The organism is Mariniflexile gromovii (genome assembly GCF_017814435.1).
Lineage (GTDB): Bacteria > Bacteroidota > Bacteroidia > Flavobacteriales > Flavobacteriaceae > Mariniflexile > Mariniflexile gromovii.
Genome location: NZ_JAGJCB010000003.1, coordinates 112,033 through 132,376 on the forward strand (window position 1 = coordinate 112,033; position 20,344 = coordinate 132,376).

14 protein-coding genes and 1 tRNA gene are annotated in these 20,344 nt (G+C 34.9%); 9 read left to right on the plus strand and 6 right to left on the minus strand.

All coding sequences use genetic code 11. The features are described 5' to 3' along the window. Window positions 1–65: 65 nt before the first annotated feature. The 4 genes from J8H85_RS04160 (at window position 66) to J8H85_RS04175 (ending at window position 6,745) form a co-directional block, all read left to right on the plus strand. Entirely contained in the window at window positions 66–2,444 is a 2,379-nt protein-coding gene (locus J8H85_RS04160; protein WP_209652956.1) for a sodium-translocating pyrophosphatase, read from the plus strand. A gap of 148 nt (window positions 2,445–2,592) precedes the next feature. After that, complete coding sequence (locus tag J8H85_RS04165) at window positions 2,593–4,338, plus strand: chondroitinase-B domain-containing protein (protein WP_209652957.1); 1,746 nt, start codon at window positions 2,593–2,595, stop codon at window positions 4,336–4,338. A 133-nt stretch (window positions 4,339–4,471) separates the two neighbouring features. Further along, entirely contained in the window at window positions 4,472–5,737 is a 1,266-nt protein-coding gene (locus tag J8H85_RS04170) for an MgtC/SapB family protein (protein WP_209652959.1), read from the plus strand. Between the two features lie 9 nt (window positions 5,738–5,746). Continuing rightward, window positions 5,747–6,745: an App1 family protein gene (locus J8H85_RS04175; protein WP_209652961.1), complete on the plus strand. Its 999-nt coding sequence runs from the start codon at window positions 5,747–5,749 to the stop codon at window positions 6,743–6,745. 140 nt (window positions 6,746–6,885) lie between these two features. Here the strand turns inward: J8H85_RS04175 and J8H85_RS19085 are convergent, their stop codons facing one another. Genes J8H85_RS19085 through J8H85_RS04190 form a run of 3 tightly spaced genes read right to left on the minus strand, consistent with a single transcriptional unit; the run spans window position 6,886 to window position 9,192 of the window. After that, the gene (locus J8H85_RS19085) at window positions 6,886–7,737 is read right to left on the minus strand and encodes a phosphatase PAP2 family protein (protein ID WP_209652963.1); all 852 of its coding nucleotides are present in this window, start codon (window positions 7,735–7,737) and stop codon (window positions 6,886–6,888) included. Window positions 7,738–7,787: 50 nt separating this feature from the next. Continuing rightward, on the minus strand, window positions 7,788–8,402 hold the full coding sequence (locus J8H85_RS04185; RefSeq protein WP_209652965.1) for a deoxynucleoside kinase: 615 nt from the start codon (window positions 8,400–8,402) through the stop codon (window positions 7,788–7,790). A 1-nt stretch (window position 8,403) separates the two neighbouring features. Further along, entirely contained in the window at window positions 8,404–9,192 is a 789-nt protein-coding gene (locus tag J8H85_RS04190; protein ID WP_209652967.1) for a hypothetical protein, read from the minus strand. 140 nt (window positions 9,193–9,332) lie between these two features. Here J8H85_RS04190 and J8H85_RS04195 point away from each other — a divergent pair, with 140 nt between their 5' ends. The 3 genes from J8H85_RS04195 (at window position 9,333) to J8H85_RS04205 (ending at window position 13,036) form a co-directional block, all read left to right on the plus strand. After that, window positions 9,333–10,169, plus strand: coding sequence for a GLPGLI family protein (locus J8H85_RS04195; protein WP_209652969.1), 837 nt, complete (start codon window positions 9,333–9,335; stop codon window positions 10,167–10,169). A gap of 27 nt (window positions 10,170–10,196) precedes the next feature. Then, window positions 10,197–12,896 carry a TonB-dependent receptor gene (locus J8H85_RS04200; RefSeq protein ID WP_209652971.1) on the plus strand — a complete coding sequence of 900 codons (2,700 nt, stop codon included), beginning with the start codon at window positions 10,197–10,199 and terminating at the stop codon, window positions 12,894–12,896. Between the two features lie 58 nt (window positions 12,897–12,954). Next, window positions 12,955–13,036: transfer RNA gene (locus J8H85_RS04205), tRNA-Tyr, on the plus strand. A gap of 127 nt (window positions 13,037–13,163) precedes the next feature. Here J8H85_RS04205 and J8H85_RS04210 read toward each other — a convergent pair. The 3 genes from J8H85_RS04210 to metK form a co-directional block, all read right to left on the minus strand. After that, window positions 13,164–14,111, minus strand: a complete 948-nt coding sequence (locus J8H85_RS04210) for a hypothetical protein (protein WP_209652973.1) — start codon at window positions 14,109–14,111, stop codon at window positions 13,164–13,166. A 129-nt stretch (window positions 14,112–14,240) separates the two neighbouring features. Next, the gene (locus tag J8H85_RS04215) at window positions 14,241–14,798 is read right to left on the minus strand and encodes an HPP family protein (protein ID WP_209652975.1); all 558 of its coding nucleotides are present in this window, start codon (window positions 14,796–14,798) and stop codon (window positions 14,241–14,243) included. 206 nt (window positions 14,799–15,004) lie between these two features. Beyond that, window positions 15,005–16,258, minus strand: a complete 1,254-nt coding sequence (gene metK / locus J8H85_RS04220) for a methionine adenosyltransferase (protein WP_209652977.1) — start codon at window positions 16,256–16,258, stop codon at window positions 15,005–15,007. Between the two features lie 608 nt (window positions 16,259–16,866). On the opposite strand from metK, the gene ilvD reads away from it, so the two are divergent. Together ilvD and ilvB are read left to right on the plus strand one after the other, a co-directional pair. Beyond that, window positions 16,867–18,552: a dihydroxy-acid dehydratase gene (ilvD, locus tag J8H85_RS04225; protein WP_209652978.1), complete on the plus strand. Its 1,686-nt coding sequence runs from the start codon at window positions 16,867–16,869 to the stop codon at window positions 18,550–18,552. A gap of 58 nt (window positions 18,553–18,610) precedes the next feature. After that, a complete protein-coding gene (ilvB, locus tag J8H85_RS04230; protein ID WP_209652980.1) occupies window positions 18,611–20,344 on the plus strand; it encodes a biosynthetic-type acetolactate synthase large subunit in 1,734 nt (577 codons plus the stop codon).

Below are 20,344 nucleotides of genomic sequence, written 5' to 3' on the forward strand. Positions count from 1 at the left end.
TCACTTATATTTTCCTATTTTTAGCTCCATTAAAAAATATTTAATCAATAACTAACTAAATTTATATGGAATTAATAGTGAAATTTTTACCGCTTTTTGGGGTTTTGGCATTAGCATTTGTGTTTATAAAAAGTGCTTGGGTAACTAAGCAAGACCAAGGGAATGAGCGCATGATAAAAATTGCAAAAAACATTGCCGATGGCGCCATGTCTTTTTTAAAAGCAGAATATAAAATTTTATCAGTTTTCGTAATAGCCGTAGCAGTTTTATTGTTTTTTAAAGGAACAAATGAAGCAGGTTCTAACGGTATGGTTGCTGTCTCTTTCATAGTTGGTGCTATTTGTTCGGCATTAGCTGGTTTTATAGGGATGAAAGTGGCCACCAAAGCTAACGTAAGAACCACAAGTGCAGCAAGAACGTCCTTAGGAAAAGCCTTAGAAGTGGCATTTGCAGGAGGAGCCGTAATGGGGTTGGGCGTTGTTGGTTTAGGTGTTTTAGGTTTGAGTGGGTTGTTTATGATTTATAGCGGTCAAGGTTGGGATATTAATGAAGTGCTTAATGTGCTTTCAGGATTTTCACTTGGTGCATCTTCCATAGCATTATTTGCCCGTGTTGGTGGCGGTATTTACACCAAAGCTGCCGATGTAGGTGCCGATTTAGTAGGAAAAGTAGAGGCAGGAATTCCGGAAGACCACCCGTTAAACCCTGCAACCATTGCAGATAACGTAGGAGATAACGTAGGTGATGTTGCTGGTATGGGAGCCGATTTATTTGAGTCGTATGTAGGTTCCATTATTGGTACCATGGTTTTAGGAGCCATTTTTACGGCTTTACCTGAGTTTCAGGCTTCTTTTGATGGATTAGGTGCCGTGTATTTACCGTTGGTATTGGCTGCTGTTGGAATTATCATGTCTATCATCGGAACATTTTTTGTAAAAGTAAAAGATGGAGGGAACCCACAAACAGCCTTAAATATTGGTGAATTCGGTTCGGCAGGTTTAATGGTGGTTGCATCTTATTTCATTATAAACCAAATGCTTCCAGCTTCATGGAATTTTGAGGGTATTGAATATTCTTCTATGGGCGTATTTTGGGCAACTATAGCTGGTTTAGTAGCTGGTTTAGCTGTGGGTAAAGTAACTGAATATTATACAGGTACAGGGAAAGGTCCTGTAAATTCCATTGTAAAACAATCTGAAACAGGCGCAGCAACAAATATTATTGCTGGTTTAGGTATTGGTATGATGTCTACTATGGTTCCTATTTTATTAATTGCTGCCGCTATATTGGTATCCCATCATTTTGCTGGTTTATATGGTATAGCAATTGCTGCGGTAGGTATGTTGGCAAATACGGGCATACAATTAGCAGTTGATGCTTACGGACCAATTTCTGATAACGCAGGTGGTATTGCTGAAATGGCTGAGCTACCTAAAGAAGTTAGAGAACGTACCGATAAATTGGATGCTGTTGGAAATACTACGGCCGCTATTGGTAAAGGTTTTGCTATCGCATCAGCAGCATTGACAGCATTGGCATTATTTGCCGCATTTATGCATACAGCAAATGTAAAAGCTATTGACGTGTCTAAACCAGATATTATGGCTGGTTTATTAATAGGTGGCATGTTGCCATTCGTATTCTCAGCCTTGTCTATGAATGCGGTTGGGCGTGCTGCTATGGCAATGATTGAAGAAGTGCGTCGTCAATTTAGAGATATACCACAGTTAAAAGCAGCATTAGAAGTCATGCGTAAGTATGATTCTGATATGAGTAAGGCTTCAAAAGAAGATAGAGCCATTTTTGATGCTGCCGATGGATATGCTGAATATGATAAATGTGTTGCTATTTCAACAAAAGCATCTATTAAGGAAATGGTATTACCCGGATTGTTAGCTATTGCAGTACCTGTTGCCGTAGGGTTTATAGGAGGTGCTGAAATGTTAGGTGGTTTACTTGCAGGTGTTACCACCTGTGGGGTACTTATGGCAATCTTCCAATCGAATGCTGGTGGTGCTTGGGACAATGCTAAAAAAACGATTGAGGAACAAGGAAAAAAAGGAACCGATGCCCATAAAGCAGCGGTTGTAGGAGATACGGTAGGAGATCCTTTTAAAGATACATCAGGGCCTTCATTAAATATCTTATTGAAATTAATGTCTGTTGTGGCACTGGTTATTGCTCCAAGTATAGCTTTGAGTTCCGAGGTTGTTACAGCTTATGTGTCAGATAACACTCCAGAAATTGTTGAAATTACCAAAGAAGTGAAAGTTGATATGTACAACAACGAAGATGGTACTGTAAAAGCTATTGTTACTACTGTTATTACAAATAATGGAGAAAAGATAACAAGTTATGAGACTTTCAAGGGTGAAGAAGCTGAAGTAAAAGCAAGTATTGAGGCTTTTAAAGAAAACCAAAGCGAGGACACTATTGTAAATTAGCTTACTGCTTTTAATTGAAATAAAAGAAGCCACGCCAAAAGCGTGGTTTCTTTTTTACATAAATTTCTTTTTTTTCGTTTTAATTAATAAAACTTCTTATCTTTGAACTGGTTAACCAATTTGGTTATCCAATTAAGCTTAAAGACATATGAATAATCGAATTTTAATTTTATTGCTTTTGTTAGTTTGTAATGTTCATGCACAATATGTTACAACAAATTCTGAACTTACTAGCGCCATAAGTGCTGCTACTGCAGGTACCACAATTACGCTAAAGAATCAAACTTGGACTAATGTTCAAATAAGTATAAACAAAAATGGAAATTCGGCTAACCCCATTACCATTAAAGCAGAAACCCCTGGAAGTGTATTTTTTGAAGGTGCAACCAACGTGAAATTAGGAGGGAGCTATATTTATTTTGAAGGTGTTGTGTTTCAAAATCCACCAGCTTCGGTAAGTACAGGTACTCCGATAATGGATTTTAGAGCATCGAGTACAGATTGTAATAATTGCAAAGTTACCAATATCAAAATAGACGCTTTCAACCAAGGTGCCTCCCAGCAAACGAGTGTATTTAAATGGATATTATTGCGGGGTTCAAATAATGAAGTAAGTTACTCTTCATTTCTTGGAAAACACGGTGTGGGCAGTATCATTAATGATAATAGAGACTCTTCTAACCCTAATTATCATAAAATACACCACAATTATTTTGCGAATAGAACACCTCAAGGTACTTCTGCCGTTAATGATAATAATGATCAAGACGCTATAAGAATTGGTAACAGTTCAACATCATTATCAAATTCTTTTACGGAAGTTTATGACAATTATTTTTACAATTTTGTTGGTGAAATTGAAGTAATCTCTAACAAGAGTGGAAGTAATAAGTACTATAATAATACATTCGCAGATTATTCAGGGGCATTAACTTTAAGACATGGAGATAATTGTGAGGTTTATAATAACTTCTTTTTGGCCAATGGCCACTCTTTTAGTGGTGGCGTTCGGGTGATGGGTGAAAACCATAAAATTTACAATAATTATATTGAAGGCACCGTGGCTAAATATCCAAATAATTCGTCTACTAACGGTCTTGCAGGTATTAATATCCATAACGGTATATTAAATAGTGCTTTAAATGGATATTACCAAGTGAAAAATGCAACTATAATAAATAACACTTTTGTTAATTGTGATTTGGGTATAAGAGTTGGTGCTACATTTAATTCTACTCAAGATCAACCGCCTCTTAATGTAGTAATAGGCAACAATATCATGTATCAAAACACTAACAGAGCGATTCAGGTTACCACTCAGTTAACAGGAGCGTCTTCAAAGTATGAGAATAATATAAAACAAAACGGTACATTCGATTCGTTTGGGTCTGTAACCGCGTCGGGTAATAGTAATGTTACTTCAGGGTTATTAGCTTCAGGTACCGATATTTATAATATAGTTGCGGGAAGTGTAGCGATAGATTACGGGGCTGGTTCTTATGCGTTTTTAACAAAAGACATTCTTGGTGGCAACAGAGAAGTAGCTTTTGATGCTGGTGCAGAAGAATATGGTGCTGGCGGAACAATTGTACCTTACAAACAATCGGATGTAGGAGTTAAAGTTGGTTTTGGAGCATCAGGTACTTTATCAATAGGTGATAATGTAAAGAAACCATCTAACATTAAGGTGTATCCTGTGCCAACAAAAGATGAATTGATAATTTCATCCTTAAATAAAAATATAGGAACTATTGAGATATTTGATATTACTGGTAAGTTATTGATGAAAAAGACCAATAATTCTACACTGGCAAAAATTAATGTAAGTACCTTTTCAAAAGGAATCTACATACTTAAAGCCGATGATTTTAAAAGCCGTTTTGTTGTAGAATAATTAAAACAACCTGTTTGTGAAACCCAAGATAAATTACAAACAGACAGATTTTTTTAATCTTTATGATTAAATGAGTTAACAAACACTTAAAAAAAAGCCACAATTTTTGTGGCTTTTTTTTACCTTAATCCCCATGAATTATTATGATATAACTACATTAGGTATCGCATTTGGTTTGGGGCTGTTGGTAGGCCTACAGCGCCAACGGGATGACGATAAAATGGCTGGGGTTAGAACCTTTACCATTATATCCATATTGGGGGTTGTTGCTGGATTTCTGAACGAGTCTTATCATAACCCATTTATTTTACCTGTTTTAGGGCTTTCATTAGCATTAATATTGGTGGTTGCTAATTTGATAAAAAGCAAAAATAATCAAGATGCCGGAATAGGGCAGACCACCGAAGTCGCTGCTTTATTAATGTTTGCTATTGGAGCTTATCTTGTTTTAGGAAGTCGAGTGATTGGTGTGATGATGGGAGCATCCTTAGCCATTTTATTATACCTAAAAGAACATCTTCATGATTTTATAGAACGATTGACCCAAAAGGATTTATCTGCAATTTTCACTTTGGTGGCCATTAGTATGATTGTGCTTCCTATTCTTCCTAACGAAACCTATGGGCCTTATGATGTGCTTAATCCAAGAAATATTTGGTGGATGGTAACACTTATAGTGGGTATTAGTGTGGTGGGATATTTTATTTACAAATTTGTGGGGAAGAATACCGGCATCATTTCCAATGGTATTTTAGGTGGACTTATTAGCAGTACGGCAACAACCGTTAGCTATGCACGAAAAACTTCAAAAACTAAATCAATTAGTAAAATTGCAGCGTTTATTATTACCGTGGCATCATTAGTGTCAATGGTAAGAATATTGATTGAAGTAGGGGTTGTTGTTCCCGAAAAATTGGCTATTATTGCAGTGCCTATTGGCGCTGAGATCATTATAATGATCATTATCGCTATATCTTTATTTTATTTAATCAATAAAGAAGAATCGGATTCTGATATGCCAGAGCCTGAAAATCCAGCACAATTTAAAAGTGCTTTAATATTTGGATTACTGTATGGCTTTATTTTATTGGCAGTTGCGTTTACTAAAGAGCAATTTGGAGAAAATGCGCTCTATATTGTTTCAATAATTAGCGGTTTAACCGATGTGGATGCCATAACATTATCGTTATCCAACTTAATAAAAAACGGCTCTTTAGAAGCTGATTTTGGTTGGAAACTAATATTATTGGCTGCCCTTTCAAATTTGGTGTTTAAAGGCATTATGGCTATGGTGCTTGGAACCAAACAATTAACCAAGTGGATTTCAATAGCTTTTGGTATATCATTGTTTTCTGGGTTATTAATCATTTGGTTATGGCCAGAAAATTGGCATTTTTAATTAAAAAATATGTTCAAAAAAGATCCGCTTCAAATTATTTCTTTCCAAACCTATGGATCCTCCAATCATTTATATGTTAGAGGAAGAGCCCTTGAAGATGAAAGCATAGATCTAGAACAGAAAGGTGTATTTAAATTACTTTTAAACGCTTGGAAAAGTTTCGAAACCGATGAGGTAAAAAATGCCGAACTTATAGTTAAAGTAGGTACAGATAAGTTTTTTTACACTACCACAGATAATAAAGGCTACTTTTTATTGGATGAAAAGGTAGAAAATATTAATAGCTATGCCAATGACGAAGGTTGGGTGAAATTGGAATTTTCCTTTAAGCTGGAAAAATTATCTAGAAGCATTAAATCTAATAACCGATTTCCCGGAGAGATGCTTATTCCATCACAAAAAGCGTCTTTTGGAGTGATTAGCGACATTGATGATACCATTTTACACACAGGCATCAGCTCCATTTTAAAATGGCGTGTTCTTATAAACACCTTTTTGGTTTCATCAGGAAAAAGGATGCCGTTGGAAGGTGCTCCAGAATTTTATCATTTATTGCACCAGGGCAAAAATGGGGATGAAGCAAACCCCATTTTTTATGTGAGCCATAGTCCATGGAATTTATATAGGTATTTGGAATTTTTTTTAAAGAAGAACAATTTTCCAAAAGGGCCAATTGTTTTAAGGAATTTCCCTAAGCCTTTTTCCAGAAAAAATAAAGGTGAAAAACCACAAAAACAAAAAGAGATTTTAAATATTTTGAAGGCGTATCCTAAAATGGATTTCATATTAATTGGAGATATTGGCGAGCATGACCCAGATATTTACTTAGAGATTGCTGAGGCGTATCCAAATAGGATTTCTGCTATATATTTACGGAGCGTTAACCACAAAAAGAAAATGCTTCGTGTAAAAAGTCTTTATGACCAATATAAAACGACCCCGGTTTTATTAGTTGAAAACACAAATCAGGCTATTGAACATGCCAAAAAGCACCATTTTATAAAATAAAAGTCTTTAAAAAAAACACCTGTTATACCATCAATAATTGCCAAGTCTAATTCCTCGGATTTATTGTGCTTGATTTTAAAAGTAAATTCGTTGTAGAGTAAACTGATATTATGGTTTAAGGAAATAAAAAGGTTCATATATTAAAATGTTCCCACAAGTCCTATAGTGCCATATCCAGCTTTTAATTGCCAACTTATATTCTTGGGTTTAGAGTAATTGTATGCATTTTTCCTTTTCATAAAATTATCAACACCATCTACAACTACAATGCTTACGGCAATACCAACACCTATGTCACTCAACCAATGGGCTTCTGCCCATAGTCGGCTAATAGGCGCAATAGAACCAATGGTGTAAATACCTGCTTTGGCCCAAAAGCTGTCAAACTGTTTGGCTATGGCATGTGCCATTGAAAAAGAAAGTATAGAGTGACCTGATGGAAAAGAGTGATACCCAGGAGTTCCTTCAAAAGGTTTAAAGTTATTATGGTTGCCAGTGTTTGGACGTGCACGACCAAGGGCTGTTTTAGTAATGGATTGTATAATGCCTGATGTTGCAGCAGATGCAATAATTAAGACTCCCGTATGCCTTACTTTCTCATTATCTGTAATAAGTCCAAAACCATATATGCCTGCTGAGATCATGAAGAAGTTTTGTGGACTTCCAAAGTACCAACCAAACTCTTTAAAAAACTCTGGCACATCTTCATTTTGGTTTTTAAAAATAGTTCGTGCTTCATTGTCAGATAGATACAATATGCTTGTGCCGGCAACAATGCTTCCCGCAGTAATAAAATCATTCTTCTGCCATCGTAGAGGTTGAGTGAATGCGTTCCCCATGCTTTGTAAGGTGAACTTACCATCAAAAGCAAGTTGTTTCCATATTCTATGTTTTGTAGCAGTGGTATCTATGCTGTCTTGCGCAAATAGTTTGTTTGCCGGTGTGAATAAGGCAAAAAACAAGACTGTAAAAAGGATGTTTTTAACGTTCACCAAGAGTTTTTTTTGAAAATGAATAGGGATTGATTATTGATTTCTCAATTTTAAAACAACCCATTTATTTCAGCATCAATAGTATTGATCACAAAGCCTAAATCTTCAGGATTATCAACAAAATCAAGTTTATCAACGTCAATAATTAAAAGTTTGCCTTTGTTATATCCATGTATCCAAGCTTCGTAGCGTTCGTTCAACCTACTTAAATAATCTATACTAATGGAGTTTTCGTATTCGCGTCCGCGTTTGTGGATTTGAGATACCAAATTAGGGATGGTGCTTCGTAAATAAATCAACACATCTGGTCCTTTTACCAAGGATTCCATCAATTCAAAAAGCGATTTGTAGTTTTCAAAATCACGATTGGTCATCAAACCCATAGCGTGCAAGTTGGGTGCAAAAATATGGGCGTCTTCGTAAATGGTTCGGTCTTGAATAATGTCTTTGCCACTTTCACGAATTTGTAAAACTTGGCGAAACCTACTGTTTAAAAAGTACACTTGCAAATTAAAACTCCAACGTTCCATTTGGTTGTAAAAATCGTCTAAATAGGGGTTGTCTACAACGTCTTCAAGCTGTGCTTCCCACTTATAATGTTTTGCTAGTAATTTTGTAAGGGTGGTTTTTCCTGCGCCAATATTTCCGGCAATAGCAATATGCATGTTAGTTGATTTTTAATTGGTACTTCTGTAGGTTTTCCTTGTGGTAAATATACAAGGTTTCGTTGGTTACATAAAACTGATTTATTAACAAATTTGGTAAGTTAATGGGAACGATGGTTCCTGAATCCTTTTTCATGTAAAACAAGGCGTTATCTTTTTTGAAAATGATGTTTTCATTATCAATTTCAATAGATGTGTATCCATGGTTTTTTATCTTCTTTAAAAGATTTCCAAAATAATCATATACAAAAAGCTGTTTTTCAGTAAGCACCCAACAGTTATTATAGTTGCTTTTTATGTCTAACACAGTGCTTTTAATAGGCAACGTTTGAGCGCGTTTTGTTTTGGTTTTATAATCAAAAAGCTCTAATTGCTGCGTGTTTTCGTTAAAAATCCAAATGGTATTATCCGAACCCGTAGCAACGTGTGATACGTTTTTATAATCCGGAAGCGCGTTAAAATCTATTTTAAATATTTCGGCTAAACGATTGTCCAAAACGATTACAGTATTAAAATCTTTGTAAAAAATATTGATTTTTAAAGGGTTGAAGGTGTTTACGGAATATATGTTGCCTAATTGAAAATTACTATAGCCAATATCGATACCCTTGGTTTCTTTACTATGTTTAAACAAAACATTGTCAAGAATATAAAAAGTGGTATCAAAATTATTTGTACTTAAAAAAGTGTCAGCATCCAGTTCGGTTTCACCAATTAAAGAAGTTTCAATAAATTCTTGAGAACTAACAGAAAGAGAAAGAAAAACCAATAAATATAAAGCGTATTTCATAGTGGCACGAAAAATACAAAAATTAATAAAATAATTTAAGAATAGTTTAACAATTCGCCTGTTAAACTAATTTCGATTTTTTAAGTCTAAATGATTTAAAATTATAATTTTAAATCAAATTTTTAAAAAGCCCATATTATATGAAACTCCATGTTGTTAAAATAAGTGTTATTTGCTTAATGTTTTTTGCTTCGGCGGTGTCGTTCGCTCAAAAAGACTTTCAAGGAAAAGCCTATTATGAATCTAAAACCACGCTCGATATGAATAATTTTGGTGGTGGTGATATGAGTGAAGAACGAAAAAAGGAAATAGCCCAACGAATGAAAAGTATGCTCGAAAAAACATTTGTTTTAACCTTTAATCAATCGGAATCTTTTTATAAGGAAGAAGAAAAATTAGAAGCGCCAGGTGGTGGAAGTGGACGTTGGGGAGCCATGATGAGTAGTTTCACAGCGGGTCCACAATATAAAAATGTTAAAAACCAATTGCTTTTACAAGAGCAGGAGTTTTTTGGAAAAAAATTCCTAATTAAAGATTCATTGCCAAAATTGAATTGGAAAATGGAAGGCGAAATGAAACAAATTGGTCAGTACACCTGTTTTAAAGCCACTGCAACAAAAACGGTAGATGCATCGGGTGGCGTTCTAAGTTTTAGAAGACCTTCAAACAATGAAGAAGATGAAACACCTAAAACAAAAGAAATTGAGGTAGTGGCGTGGTACACTATGCAAATTCCAGTAAACCAAGGTCCTGATGATTATTGGGGACTACCAGGGTTGATTTTAGAATTAAATGCCGATAGAACCACTATTCTTTGTTCAAAAATCATATTAAATCCAGAGGAAAAAGATGATATCAAAGTGCCTTCAAAAGGAAAAGAGATTACCAAAAAAGAATACGAGGAAGTAGTAAAAAAGAAAACCGAAGAGATGCGCCAGAATTTTAGAGGCGGTCAAGGTGGCGGCGGAAGAAGGTAATTCCAAAATTAATCCCATTTATAATTAATGAAATTAAAAATATCTGTGTTACTATTTTTAGTAACGGGTTCGGTGGCTTTTGCCCAAATAAAACTAGAAGGCGTTGTAAAAGATAGTATTGGTAACCCTTTAGAGCTTGCCAATGTCGTTGCCATAAACCAACAAACAAAAGCATTGGATGCTTATGGCATTACAAACGACCAAGGGCGGTATAAGCTCAGTTTAAAAAAGAACGCGTCCTATAAGCTTCAAGTAAGTTATATAGGTATGAAAGCAGGCGAGGAACTATTTGAATCTAAAGAAAGTGATGTTGTTAAAAATTTCACATTACAAAATGATAATACTTTAGATGAAGTCAATATTGTTTACGAAATGCCCGTAGTTGTAAGAGGCGATACTTTAATTTATAATGCCGATTCCTTTAATAAAGGTACCGAAAGAAAACTGGGTGATGTTCTTAAAAACTTACCAGGTGTTGAAATTAATGACGACGGACAAATACAAGTTGAAGGCAAAACCGTTTCAAAAATAATGGTTGATGGTAAAGAGTTTTTTGATGGCGATACTAAATTGGCAGTTCAAAATATACCATCGAATGCGGTTGATAAGGTACAAGTGCTTAAAAACTACGCCGAAGTTAGTCAGCTAAGTGGTGTTACCAACAATCAAGATAATGTTGCCATCAATATCAAATTAAAAGAAGGTAAAACAAATTTTTGGTTTGGTAACGTAACTGTAGGTGGAGGTGCTTCAAACCAAAACGAGTTGTATTTAGTGCAACCAAAATTGTTTTATTACAGCCCTAAATACAGCATTAATACCATAACCGATTTAAATAATTTAGGTGAAATAGCTTTTACGCGACGCGATTATTTCAACTTTACTGGTGGTTTTAGAAGCCCCAGCCGCAGCAGTGGTACCAATATTAATTTAGGAAGCAATAGTTTAGGTTTTTTAACGACTCAAAATAATAGAGCTAAAGACATCAATACCAAATTTGCGGCAGCCAATTTTAGCTGGTCGCCCAACAAAGCGTTGGATTTAAGTGGTTTTGCTATTTTTTCAGGAAATAGAACAGACATTCAGGAAATTAGAGATGTTCAGTATTTTGATAACGCTTTAAGAAACGAGAACAAAGAAAACAACACCCATCAAAGTAGCGATTTGGGTATGGTAAAATTATCGGCTAAATACAAACCCAATACCAGCAACCAGTTGGATTATGATATTCTGGGAAGACTTTCAAAAGAATCTCAAGACCAAAATGTACTTTCAACCCAGATAGGGACTATTAATGAATTAGAAGATTCAAGCCCATACAGCATCAATCAAAATTTAAATTATTATTACACATTGGATGCTACAAATATTTTTGCTTTAGAAGTTCAGCATTTTTTACAGGATGAAGACCCGTTTTACAATGCCATTTTAGAGGACAAAGATAATTATGATAGTACAGCAGCTATTTTAGGTCTAGATGGCGCGCAATTAGATTATAATGTAGCCCAAGATAAACGTGTAAAATCCAATCAAATGGATGCAAAACTTGATTATTGGAATATCCTTAATAATAAAAGTGACATCAATTTTACCGTTGGAACCATATTAAGTACCCAACAGTTTAATTCAGAAATTTTTCAGTTTTTAGATGATGATTCCCAATTCAATCCAACGCCAACTATAAATGATGGGTTGGATGTGAATGATATTAAATACAATTTTAGTGATGTTTATTTAGCGGCACATTACAGGTTGAAATCGGGAATTTTTACATTTACTCCGGGAATTTCGGCACATGCTTACAGTACCAATAATACACAGTTCAATACCAAAAGCACCGATAATTTTTTCAGATTACTACCAGATTTTAATATGTTGATGCAGTTAAAAAAGAGTGAGCAAATTACCTTGAATTACCGCATGCAAACACAATTTACCGATGTATCCAAATTTGCAGAAGGCTTGGTGCTTAACAGTTATAGCTCTTTGTTTTCTGGCGATCCGGCTTTGGAAAATGCTTTGTCGCACAATGTAAACCTATCTTATTTTAGTTTCAACATGTTTAATTATACCAACGTATATGCAAGTCTTAACTATAATAAAAGCATTGATAACATTAGAAATATATTAACGCCATCTGATGCCAATAGTGTGGTATTTGTTAGTTCCCCATTCAACTCGCCTTTTGCAGATGAAAGCGCCAGTGCTAACGGAAGGTTTCAGCGCACTTTTGGAAAAATTAGAGCTTCGGTGAACGGAAATTTTAATTATTCAAAATTCAATCAATTTTTTCAAAACACACCATCTGTAAACGAGAGTTTTTCGCAAACTTATGGTGCGGAATTAAGAACCAATTTTAAAACAGCGCCTAATATTGAAATAAATTACCGCCACAGCATTCAAGATAATAACAATAACAGGTTTTTTACAAAGTCGCCATCGGTAGAAGTAGATGCGCTTATACTAAAATCATTTACATTTAAAACGGATTTTTCATATACGAACTATAGTAACGAAGAAAAAACCATTAATAATTACAAATTTTGGAACGCTTCATTGTCTTATAAAAAAGATAAAAACTCTAAGTTGGAGTATGAAGTGAAAGCGACTAACTTGTTCAATACCAAATCACAAAACAATACAAACTCTAGCAATATTTCGGTAAGTGCCACCGAATATTTTATACAGCCACTATTTGCATCGTTTAGATTGCGTTATGAATTGTAAAATAGCGTCATTTTATTTTGCATAGTTGCTAAACTATGATATATTTGCGCTCGGTTTTGGGGAGATACTCAAGCGGCCAACGAGGGCAGACTGTAAATCTGCTGACTAAGTCTTCGCAGGTTCGAATCCTGCTCTCCCCACAAAACTTAAAAAGCAAGCTGTTAAGCTTGCTTTTTTGTTTTATTGGTGTTTTGAGAATAAAGGGTTTGTGGATCAAGAGCAATTGTTTAATGTTTTTTACAAGGTATTAGCTGCTGGCTTTTTTGTTCAATCCAAAAAAATATTCCTCAATTTTTGACTGGCTTTTTCTAATACGGCAATTTGATTGTTTACTAATTCACTTTGCTGAGTTAGCATGGTTTTTATTTGTTTAGAGGCTTGCTCTAGATTATTAAAAAGATGGATTGTTTGATTTGTTAAAATCCACAAATTTCCGAGGTTGTCATCAAATTCTTTATGTTCTGAATGAGCCTTGTCTAATAAAAATAAAGTTGGTAAAAGTAATTTCTCATGTTGTTGCCATATACTTTTTTCAAGATTAATATGTTTAATTTTATTTGAATTTTCTTGGATTTTAAAGAGTTCAAAGAATAATGGGTCATTTTTCTCTTTTAGGTACACTAAACTTCCTCCAAAAGCATCAGACCAATTATCTAAATTTAGGTTGTAATTTTTTTTAAGTTCAAATTCAAGAACTTGTTTACTCTCTAAGTCATTATTTATTTGAATAAAAATATCGTTTATAATACCGCAAGAATCAAGAATTTCTTTAAACTCATTTAATAGTTTTTTTTTGTTTTCTTTTGAATAAAACTTTAAATAAGAAAGTAAATAATCTTCCTTATCTATCTTTTCAGCTAATATTTTTAAATCATAAGTTACGTGTTTTGTTAATGGGATAGAATCAATCCCAGAATTATCAATTTGATAAATTAAATCTTTTATATTTTTATTTTGACCTTTTGAGTTTTCGATTGCATTATTTACAATCATTGAAAAATATGTTAGCTTATTTTTGATATCTTCCTTTTTTGCATTTAATTCATTTTTCCTGTCAGATACAATTTGTCGAATAAATACTAGCCAAGCAACTAATGCTCCAATTAAGGCAAGAATAAAAGGAAAAACAAAGTCTTTTAATATATTATACGTTAATGAATCTTGGAGATTTACTGAAGCTAAATGAAAACATTCAGTAGTTATGTTTAAGGTCATTATATTATGAATGTTTAATTGTTTTCTTTCTTTTTTTAGCTTGCAGTTAATGCAAAGACAAAGTTCAATTTCAATTAACTTCATCAGTTGCTAAACGAAAGTAGTAGAAAATTTTTACAAAGTCAAATTTTACTTTATCCTACTCACAGGATACCTTCTGTTCGCTGTCATATTATTAAAAATTAAAGCGACCATTAAAAGGATAAGCGTACCCGATAACACAGGTGATAGTACATATAAATAGCCCAGCGATTTTATTTTTTCAGTACCAATAACGGCTATTAAAGCCGTAGCGCCTCCTGGAGGATGAAGCGTTTTTGTAATTTGCATAAAAACTATGGAAAGCGAAACCGCAAGGGGTGCTGTAAGCCAAATAACATCTGGAAAAAGTTTAAAAACAGTTACGCCAATAAGGGCAGATATAACATGGCCGCCAATTAAATTTCTGGGTTGTGCTAACGGACTTTCTATAGCGCCATAAATAAGCACGCTTGATGCACCAAATGAACCCACTAAAAAGGTGTTTTCTAATTTAGGTAAAAATTGTGCTTGCATAAAAGCGATAAGCCCAATGCCAAAAAAAGCCCCTAAAAAAGACCAAAAGTGTTCTTTATAGTCCACTAAAGTTTCTCTATAAATAACGTATTTAGAAACCCGATAGGTTCTGTGGATTTTTTTCTTAATCATTTTAAGTTATAATTGAAGTGGAATTAAACTAAAATGTGATTTTTAAAATAAAGGCTATCTAAAAAGTGTAATAAGTTTCATGTGTCAGGTTGAGCGCAGTCGAAACCGATATTATTACCAGTAAGTTAAATATTTCGACAAGCTCAATATGACATATAACTACACTTTTTAGACAGCCTATTTTTGTGATTGTATGAAGTTAAAAGTTACAAGCTAAAAGCAGCTTTTACTTTATCAACGTAATCTAATTTTTCCCAAGTAAACAATTCAACATCCAAAGTGATTGTTTCACCATAAGGTTGACTAAATGTTTTGGTAACTGTTTCGTTTTTACGCCCCATGTGCCCGTAAGCAGCAGTTTCACTGTAAATAGGGGCGCGTAGTTTTAAGCGCTCTTCAATAGCAAATGGGCGCATATCAAATACTTTTGAAACTATTTCGGCAATTTCGCCATCGGTCATATTAAAAGGGCAGGTACCATAGGTGTTAATAAAAATACCCATAGGTTCTACAACCCCAATCGCGTAACTTACTTGCACCAAAACTTCATCGGCAACACCTGCAGCTACTAAGTTTTTAGCAATGTGTCTGGTAGCGTAAGCAGCACTTCTATCTACTTTACTTGGGTCTTTTCCAGAAAATGCACCACCACCATGGGCACCTTTTCCGCCGTAAGTATCCACAATAATTTTACGTCCTGTTAACCCCGTGTCGCCATGTGGACCACCAATAACAAACTTGCCCGTTGGGTTGATGTGGTATTTAATATCGCTATTGAACAAGGTTTGCAAGTTCTCTGGTAATTTAGCAACCACGCGCGGTATTAAAATGTCAACAATATCCTTTCTAATTTTTGCAAGCATCGTATCATCATCTGCAAAATCGTCATGTTGCGTAGAAACTACAATGGCATCAATGCGTTGCGGAATGTTATCATCGCTATATTCAATGGTAACCTGACTTTTAGAATCGGGTCTTAAATAGGTGATGTCTTTGTTTTCTCTGCGTAATTCAGCAAGTTCAATCAATATTCTATGCGATAAATCTAAAGCCAAAGGCATAAAATTTTCGGTTTCGTTGGTTGCGTAACCAAACATCATTCCTTGGTCGCCAGCACCTTGTTGCTCTTTGGTAGCACGGTCTACACCACGGTTTATATCATCCGACTGCTCGTGAATGGCAGAAAGTACCCCACAAGAATTGCCGTCAAACATGTATTCGCCTTTGGTGTACCCAATTTTGTTTATGGTATCACGTGCAATTTTTTGAACATCTAAATAGGTATGTGATTTTACCTCGCCAGCAAGAATTACTTGTCCTGTGGTTACAAGAGTTTCACATGCTACTTTCGAATCTTTATCAAAAGCTAAAAAATTGTCAATTAAAGCATCGCTAATTTGATCTGCTACTTTGTCTGGGTGTCCTTCAGAAACACTTTCAGAAGTAAATAAATATGCCATTTAACTATATATATTATGCGGGAGATTTGACGATAACGTCGAAGGAAGTTTACACTGCCTTTAGCATTTTTGCTTATACCAGAAATTTGTTGGTATAAAGAGGTTGCAATCAGTCAAATCTTTCCTCTATTATTTATGGCGCAAAAGTAAAAAAATAAAAGGAAAAGCAAATTGTTTTTTACTTTTTTAACTAATAAATTGGATGTTACATTTTAATTTTAAATATTTGCCTTTCGTAAAATGAATAAACAAATATTAAATAGCATTTCTATCAATGTCGTTGTGATTATTTCGCATCGATAGGAAGGCTTATTTATAATTTATAGTAAATATTAAAAGCCTTTCGTAAATGGAAGGCTTTTTTATTGAATATTTTGAGTGTTTTGAACATCATAAAAATATTTATTTAATATGCTGATATATAGTTAGTTAGGTTATTTTTAAATACAATGAATTTAACCTCAAATAATAAAGAATAACCTCTATAAAATCCTAATAAATTAATTTCGAGCATTAATTTAGGAGATTGAAGAGTTTTTATGAAAATCATAAAATCGTTGAAAGATTAATATAGAATTAAGAAAAAGCATAAAATTATCCATATAAAAATGAGTAAACTTAATAAACACAGTAGTAGATTAACACAAGATGTATCTCAACCAGCTTCACAAGCTATGTTATATGCCGTAGGTTTAACCGATGAAGACATGCAAAAAGCCCAAGTAGGTATTGCAAGTACAGGTTATGATGGTAACCCGTGTAACATGCACTTAAACGGTTTAGCTGCTGAGGTAAAAATTGAATGTAAAATTGCTGGTTTAGTAGGTTTAGGGTTTAATACCATTGGTGTTAGTGATGGTATTTCTATGGGAACTTCAGGGATGAATTATTCCCTGGCTTCTAGAGATATTATTGCAGATTCTATAGAAACGGTTATGCAAGCTCAAAGTTATGATGCGCTTATCTCTGTTGTAGGTTGCGATAAAAACATGCCAGGTGCTGTCATTGCTATGTTGCGTTTAAATCGCCCATCCATCATGATGTATGGTGGTACTATTGCATCAGGAAAATATAAAGGAAGAAAATTGAATATTGTATCGGCTTTTGAAGCTTTGGGGCAAAAAGTAGCTGGTGAAATTGGTGAAGAAGAATATAGAGAAATTATAAAAAGTGCTATTCCAGGAGCAGGAGCTTGTGGAGGTATGTACACGGCAAATACCATGGCTTCGGCTATAGAATGTATGGGCTTTGCGTTACCTTATAACTCTTCCATTCCTGCTGAAAATCCAAATAAATTATCAGAGGCCGAAAGAACTGCGATTGCCATCAAAAATCTTTTGGAATTGGATTTAAAACCTTTGGATATTATTTCAAAAAAATCGATTGAAAACGCCATTGCATTGGTAAATGCTTTAGGTGGTTCAACTAACGCTGTATTGCACTTTTTGGCAATTGCGCACGCTGCTGATATAGAATTCACATTAGAAGATTTTCAGCGTGTAAGTGATAGAACGCCTTTAATAGCCGATTTAAAACCAAGTGGAAAATATTTAATGGAAGATGTTCACGGTATTGGTGGAACACCTGCCGTAATGAAATATTTATTGGATAATGGTTATTTACATGGCGATTGTATGACTGTTACCGGAAAAACATTAGCGGAAAACTTAAAAGATGTAGAACCACTAGTTTTTGAAAACGACCAAGACGTTATTTATCCAAAAGACAAAGCATTAAAATCTTCAGGAAACCTTCAAATTCTATATGGTAACCTTGCGGAAGAAGGTGCTGTGGCAAAAATTTCAGGAAATGAAGGATTGCTTTTTGAAGGAAAAGCGGTGGTGTATGATGGTGAACAAGCAGCAAATACGGGTATCTCTAATGGGGAAGTCGCAAAAGGGGATGTTGTCGTCATCCGTTATGTAGGTCCTAAAGGTGGTCCGGGTATGCCAGAAATGTTAAAACCAACTTCTTTGATTATGGGCGCAGGTTTAGGAAAATCGGTTGCTTTAATTACAGACGGACGTTTTTCCGGAGGAACACACGGGTTCGTGGTAGGCCATATTACACCAGAAGCACAAGAAGGTGGTGCTATTGGGTTGTTAAAAACAGGCGATATCATCCGAATTAGTGCTGAAGACAATACCATTAACGTATTGCTTTCTGATGAAGAATTAGCAGAAAGAAAATCTAAATGGGTACAACCAGAATTAAAACATAAAAAAGGAATTTTATATAAATATGCACGATCGGTAGCTTCAGCATCAAAAGGATGTGTTACCGATGCATTTTAAATAGTAATGTTTTGTCATTCCTGCGTATGCAGGAATCTCATCATTAAAAGTTGAGAATATGAATACACAAACAGCAAATAAAAAACAAGAAGTGGCACAAGAAACCATGCGTATTACAGGAAGTGAAGCCATCATAAGATGTCTATTAGCCGAAGGAGTTGATATTCTTTATGGATATCCAGGAGGTGCTATTATGCCAGTTTATGATGAATTATATAAATTTAGAGACCAAATTCATCACGTATTAACGCGCCACGAACAAGGTGCTGCACATGCGGCGCAAGGTTATGCACGTATTTCTGGTCGCGTAGGTGTGGCTATGGCAACATCGGGTCCAGGAGCAACAAACCTTATTACAGGAATTGCCGATGCACAAATAGATTCTACACCCATAGTGTGTATTACGGGTCAAGTGTTTTCACATTTATTGGGAACGGATGCATTTCAAGAAACCGATATTATTGGTATCTCTACACCTGTAACGAAGTGGAATTGCCAAATCACTAAAGCGGCAGATATACCTGAAGTTTTAGCAAAAGCGTTCTACATTGCGAAAAGCGGACGTCCAGGACCGGTATTGATAGATATCACTAAAGATGCACAAGTAAGTGAATTGGATTTTAAATATGAAAAATGTACCGGCGTTAGAAGTTATACACCAGTGCCTAAAACAAATCCTGAAACACTTACAGCAGCAGCAGAATTGATCAATTCAGCAAAAAAACCGCTTATCGTTTGGGGGCAGGGTGTTATTTTAGGTCAAGCAGAAAACGAATTGAAAGCTATTATTGAAAAAGCAGGTATACCAGCAGCGTGGACTATTTTAGGTGCTTCGGCGTTACCAACGTCACATCCATTAAACGTGGGTATGGTGGGCATGCATGGAAATTATGCGCCCAATATGTTAACCAATGAGTGCGATGTACTTATTGCTATTGGAATGCGTTTTGACGACCGTGTAACGGGAAGTTTAAATACCTATGCAAAACAAGCTAAAATCATCCATTTTGATATTGATCCGGCTGAAATTGATAAAAACGTAAAAACAGATGTGGCGGTCATAGGCGATTCTAAAGATAGTTTAGCTAAATTATTGCCTCTTTTGAATGAAAACAAACATGCTGATTGGTTACAGAAATTCGAAGATTTATATGCTATTGAATTTGAAAAAGTAATAAAAGACGATATCACCCCAACCAAGGAAGGTTTAACCATGGGTGAAGTTCTTAGACAAATAAATATTGAATCTAAAGGGAACGCAGCAATTGTATCTGATGTTGGACAACATCAAATGATTGCTTGTAGATACGCTGAGTTTACAACTACTAAAAGCAATATTACTTCTGGAGGATTAGGTACTATGGGCTTTGCATTACCAGCGGCTATTGGCGCTAAAATGGCAGCGCCCGATAGAGAAGTGGTAGCAATTATTGGAGATGGTGGTTACCAAATGAATATTCAGGAATTGGGCACTATTTTTCAGCAAAAAGCAGCTGTTAAAATTGTGGTATTGAACAACGAATTTTTAGGGATGGTGCGCCAGTGGCAACAATTGTTTTTCGATAAGCGTTATGCATCTACCGAAATGACAAACCCAGATTTTGTAACCATTGCAAAAGGCTATTATATTGAAGGGAAACGTGTAACAAAACGCGAAGAATTAGCAGAGGCTATTAAAGAAATGATGGCATCAAAAGAGTCGTATTTCTTGGAAGTTTGTGTAGAAAAAGAAGATAATGTGTTTCCAATGATACCTGCGGGAGCGTCAGTTTCAGAAATACGTTTAAGCTAA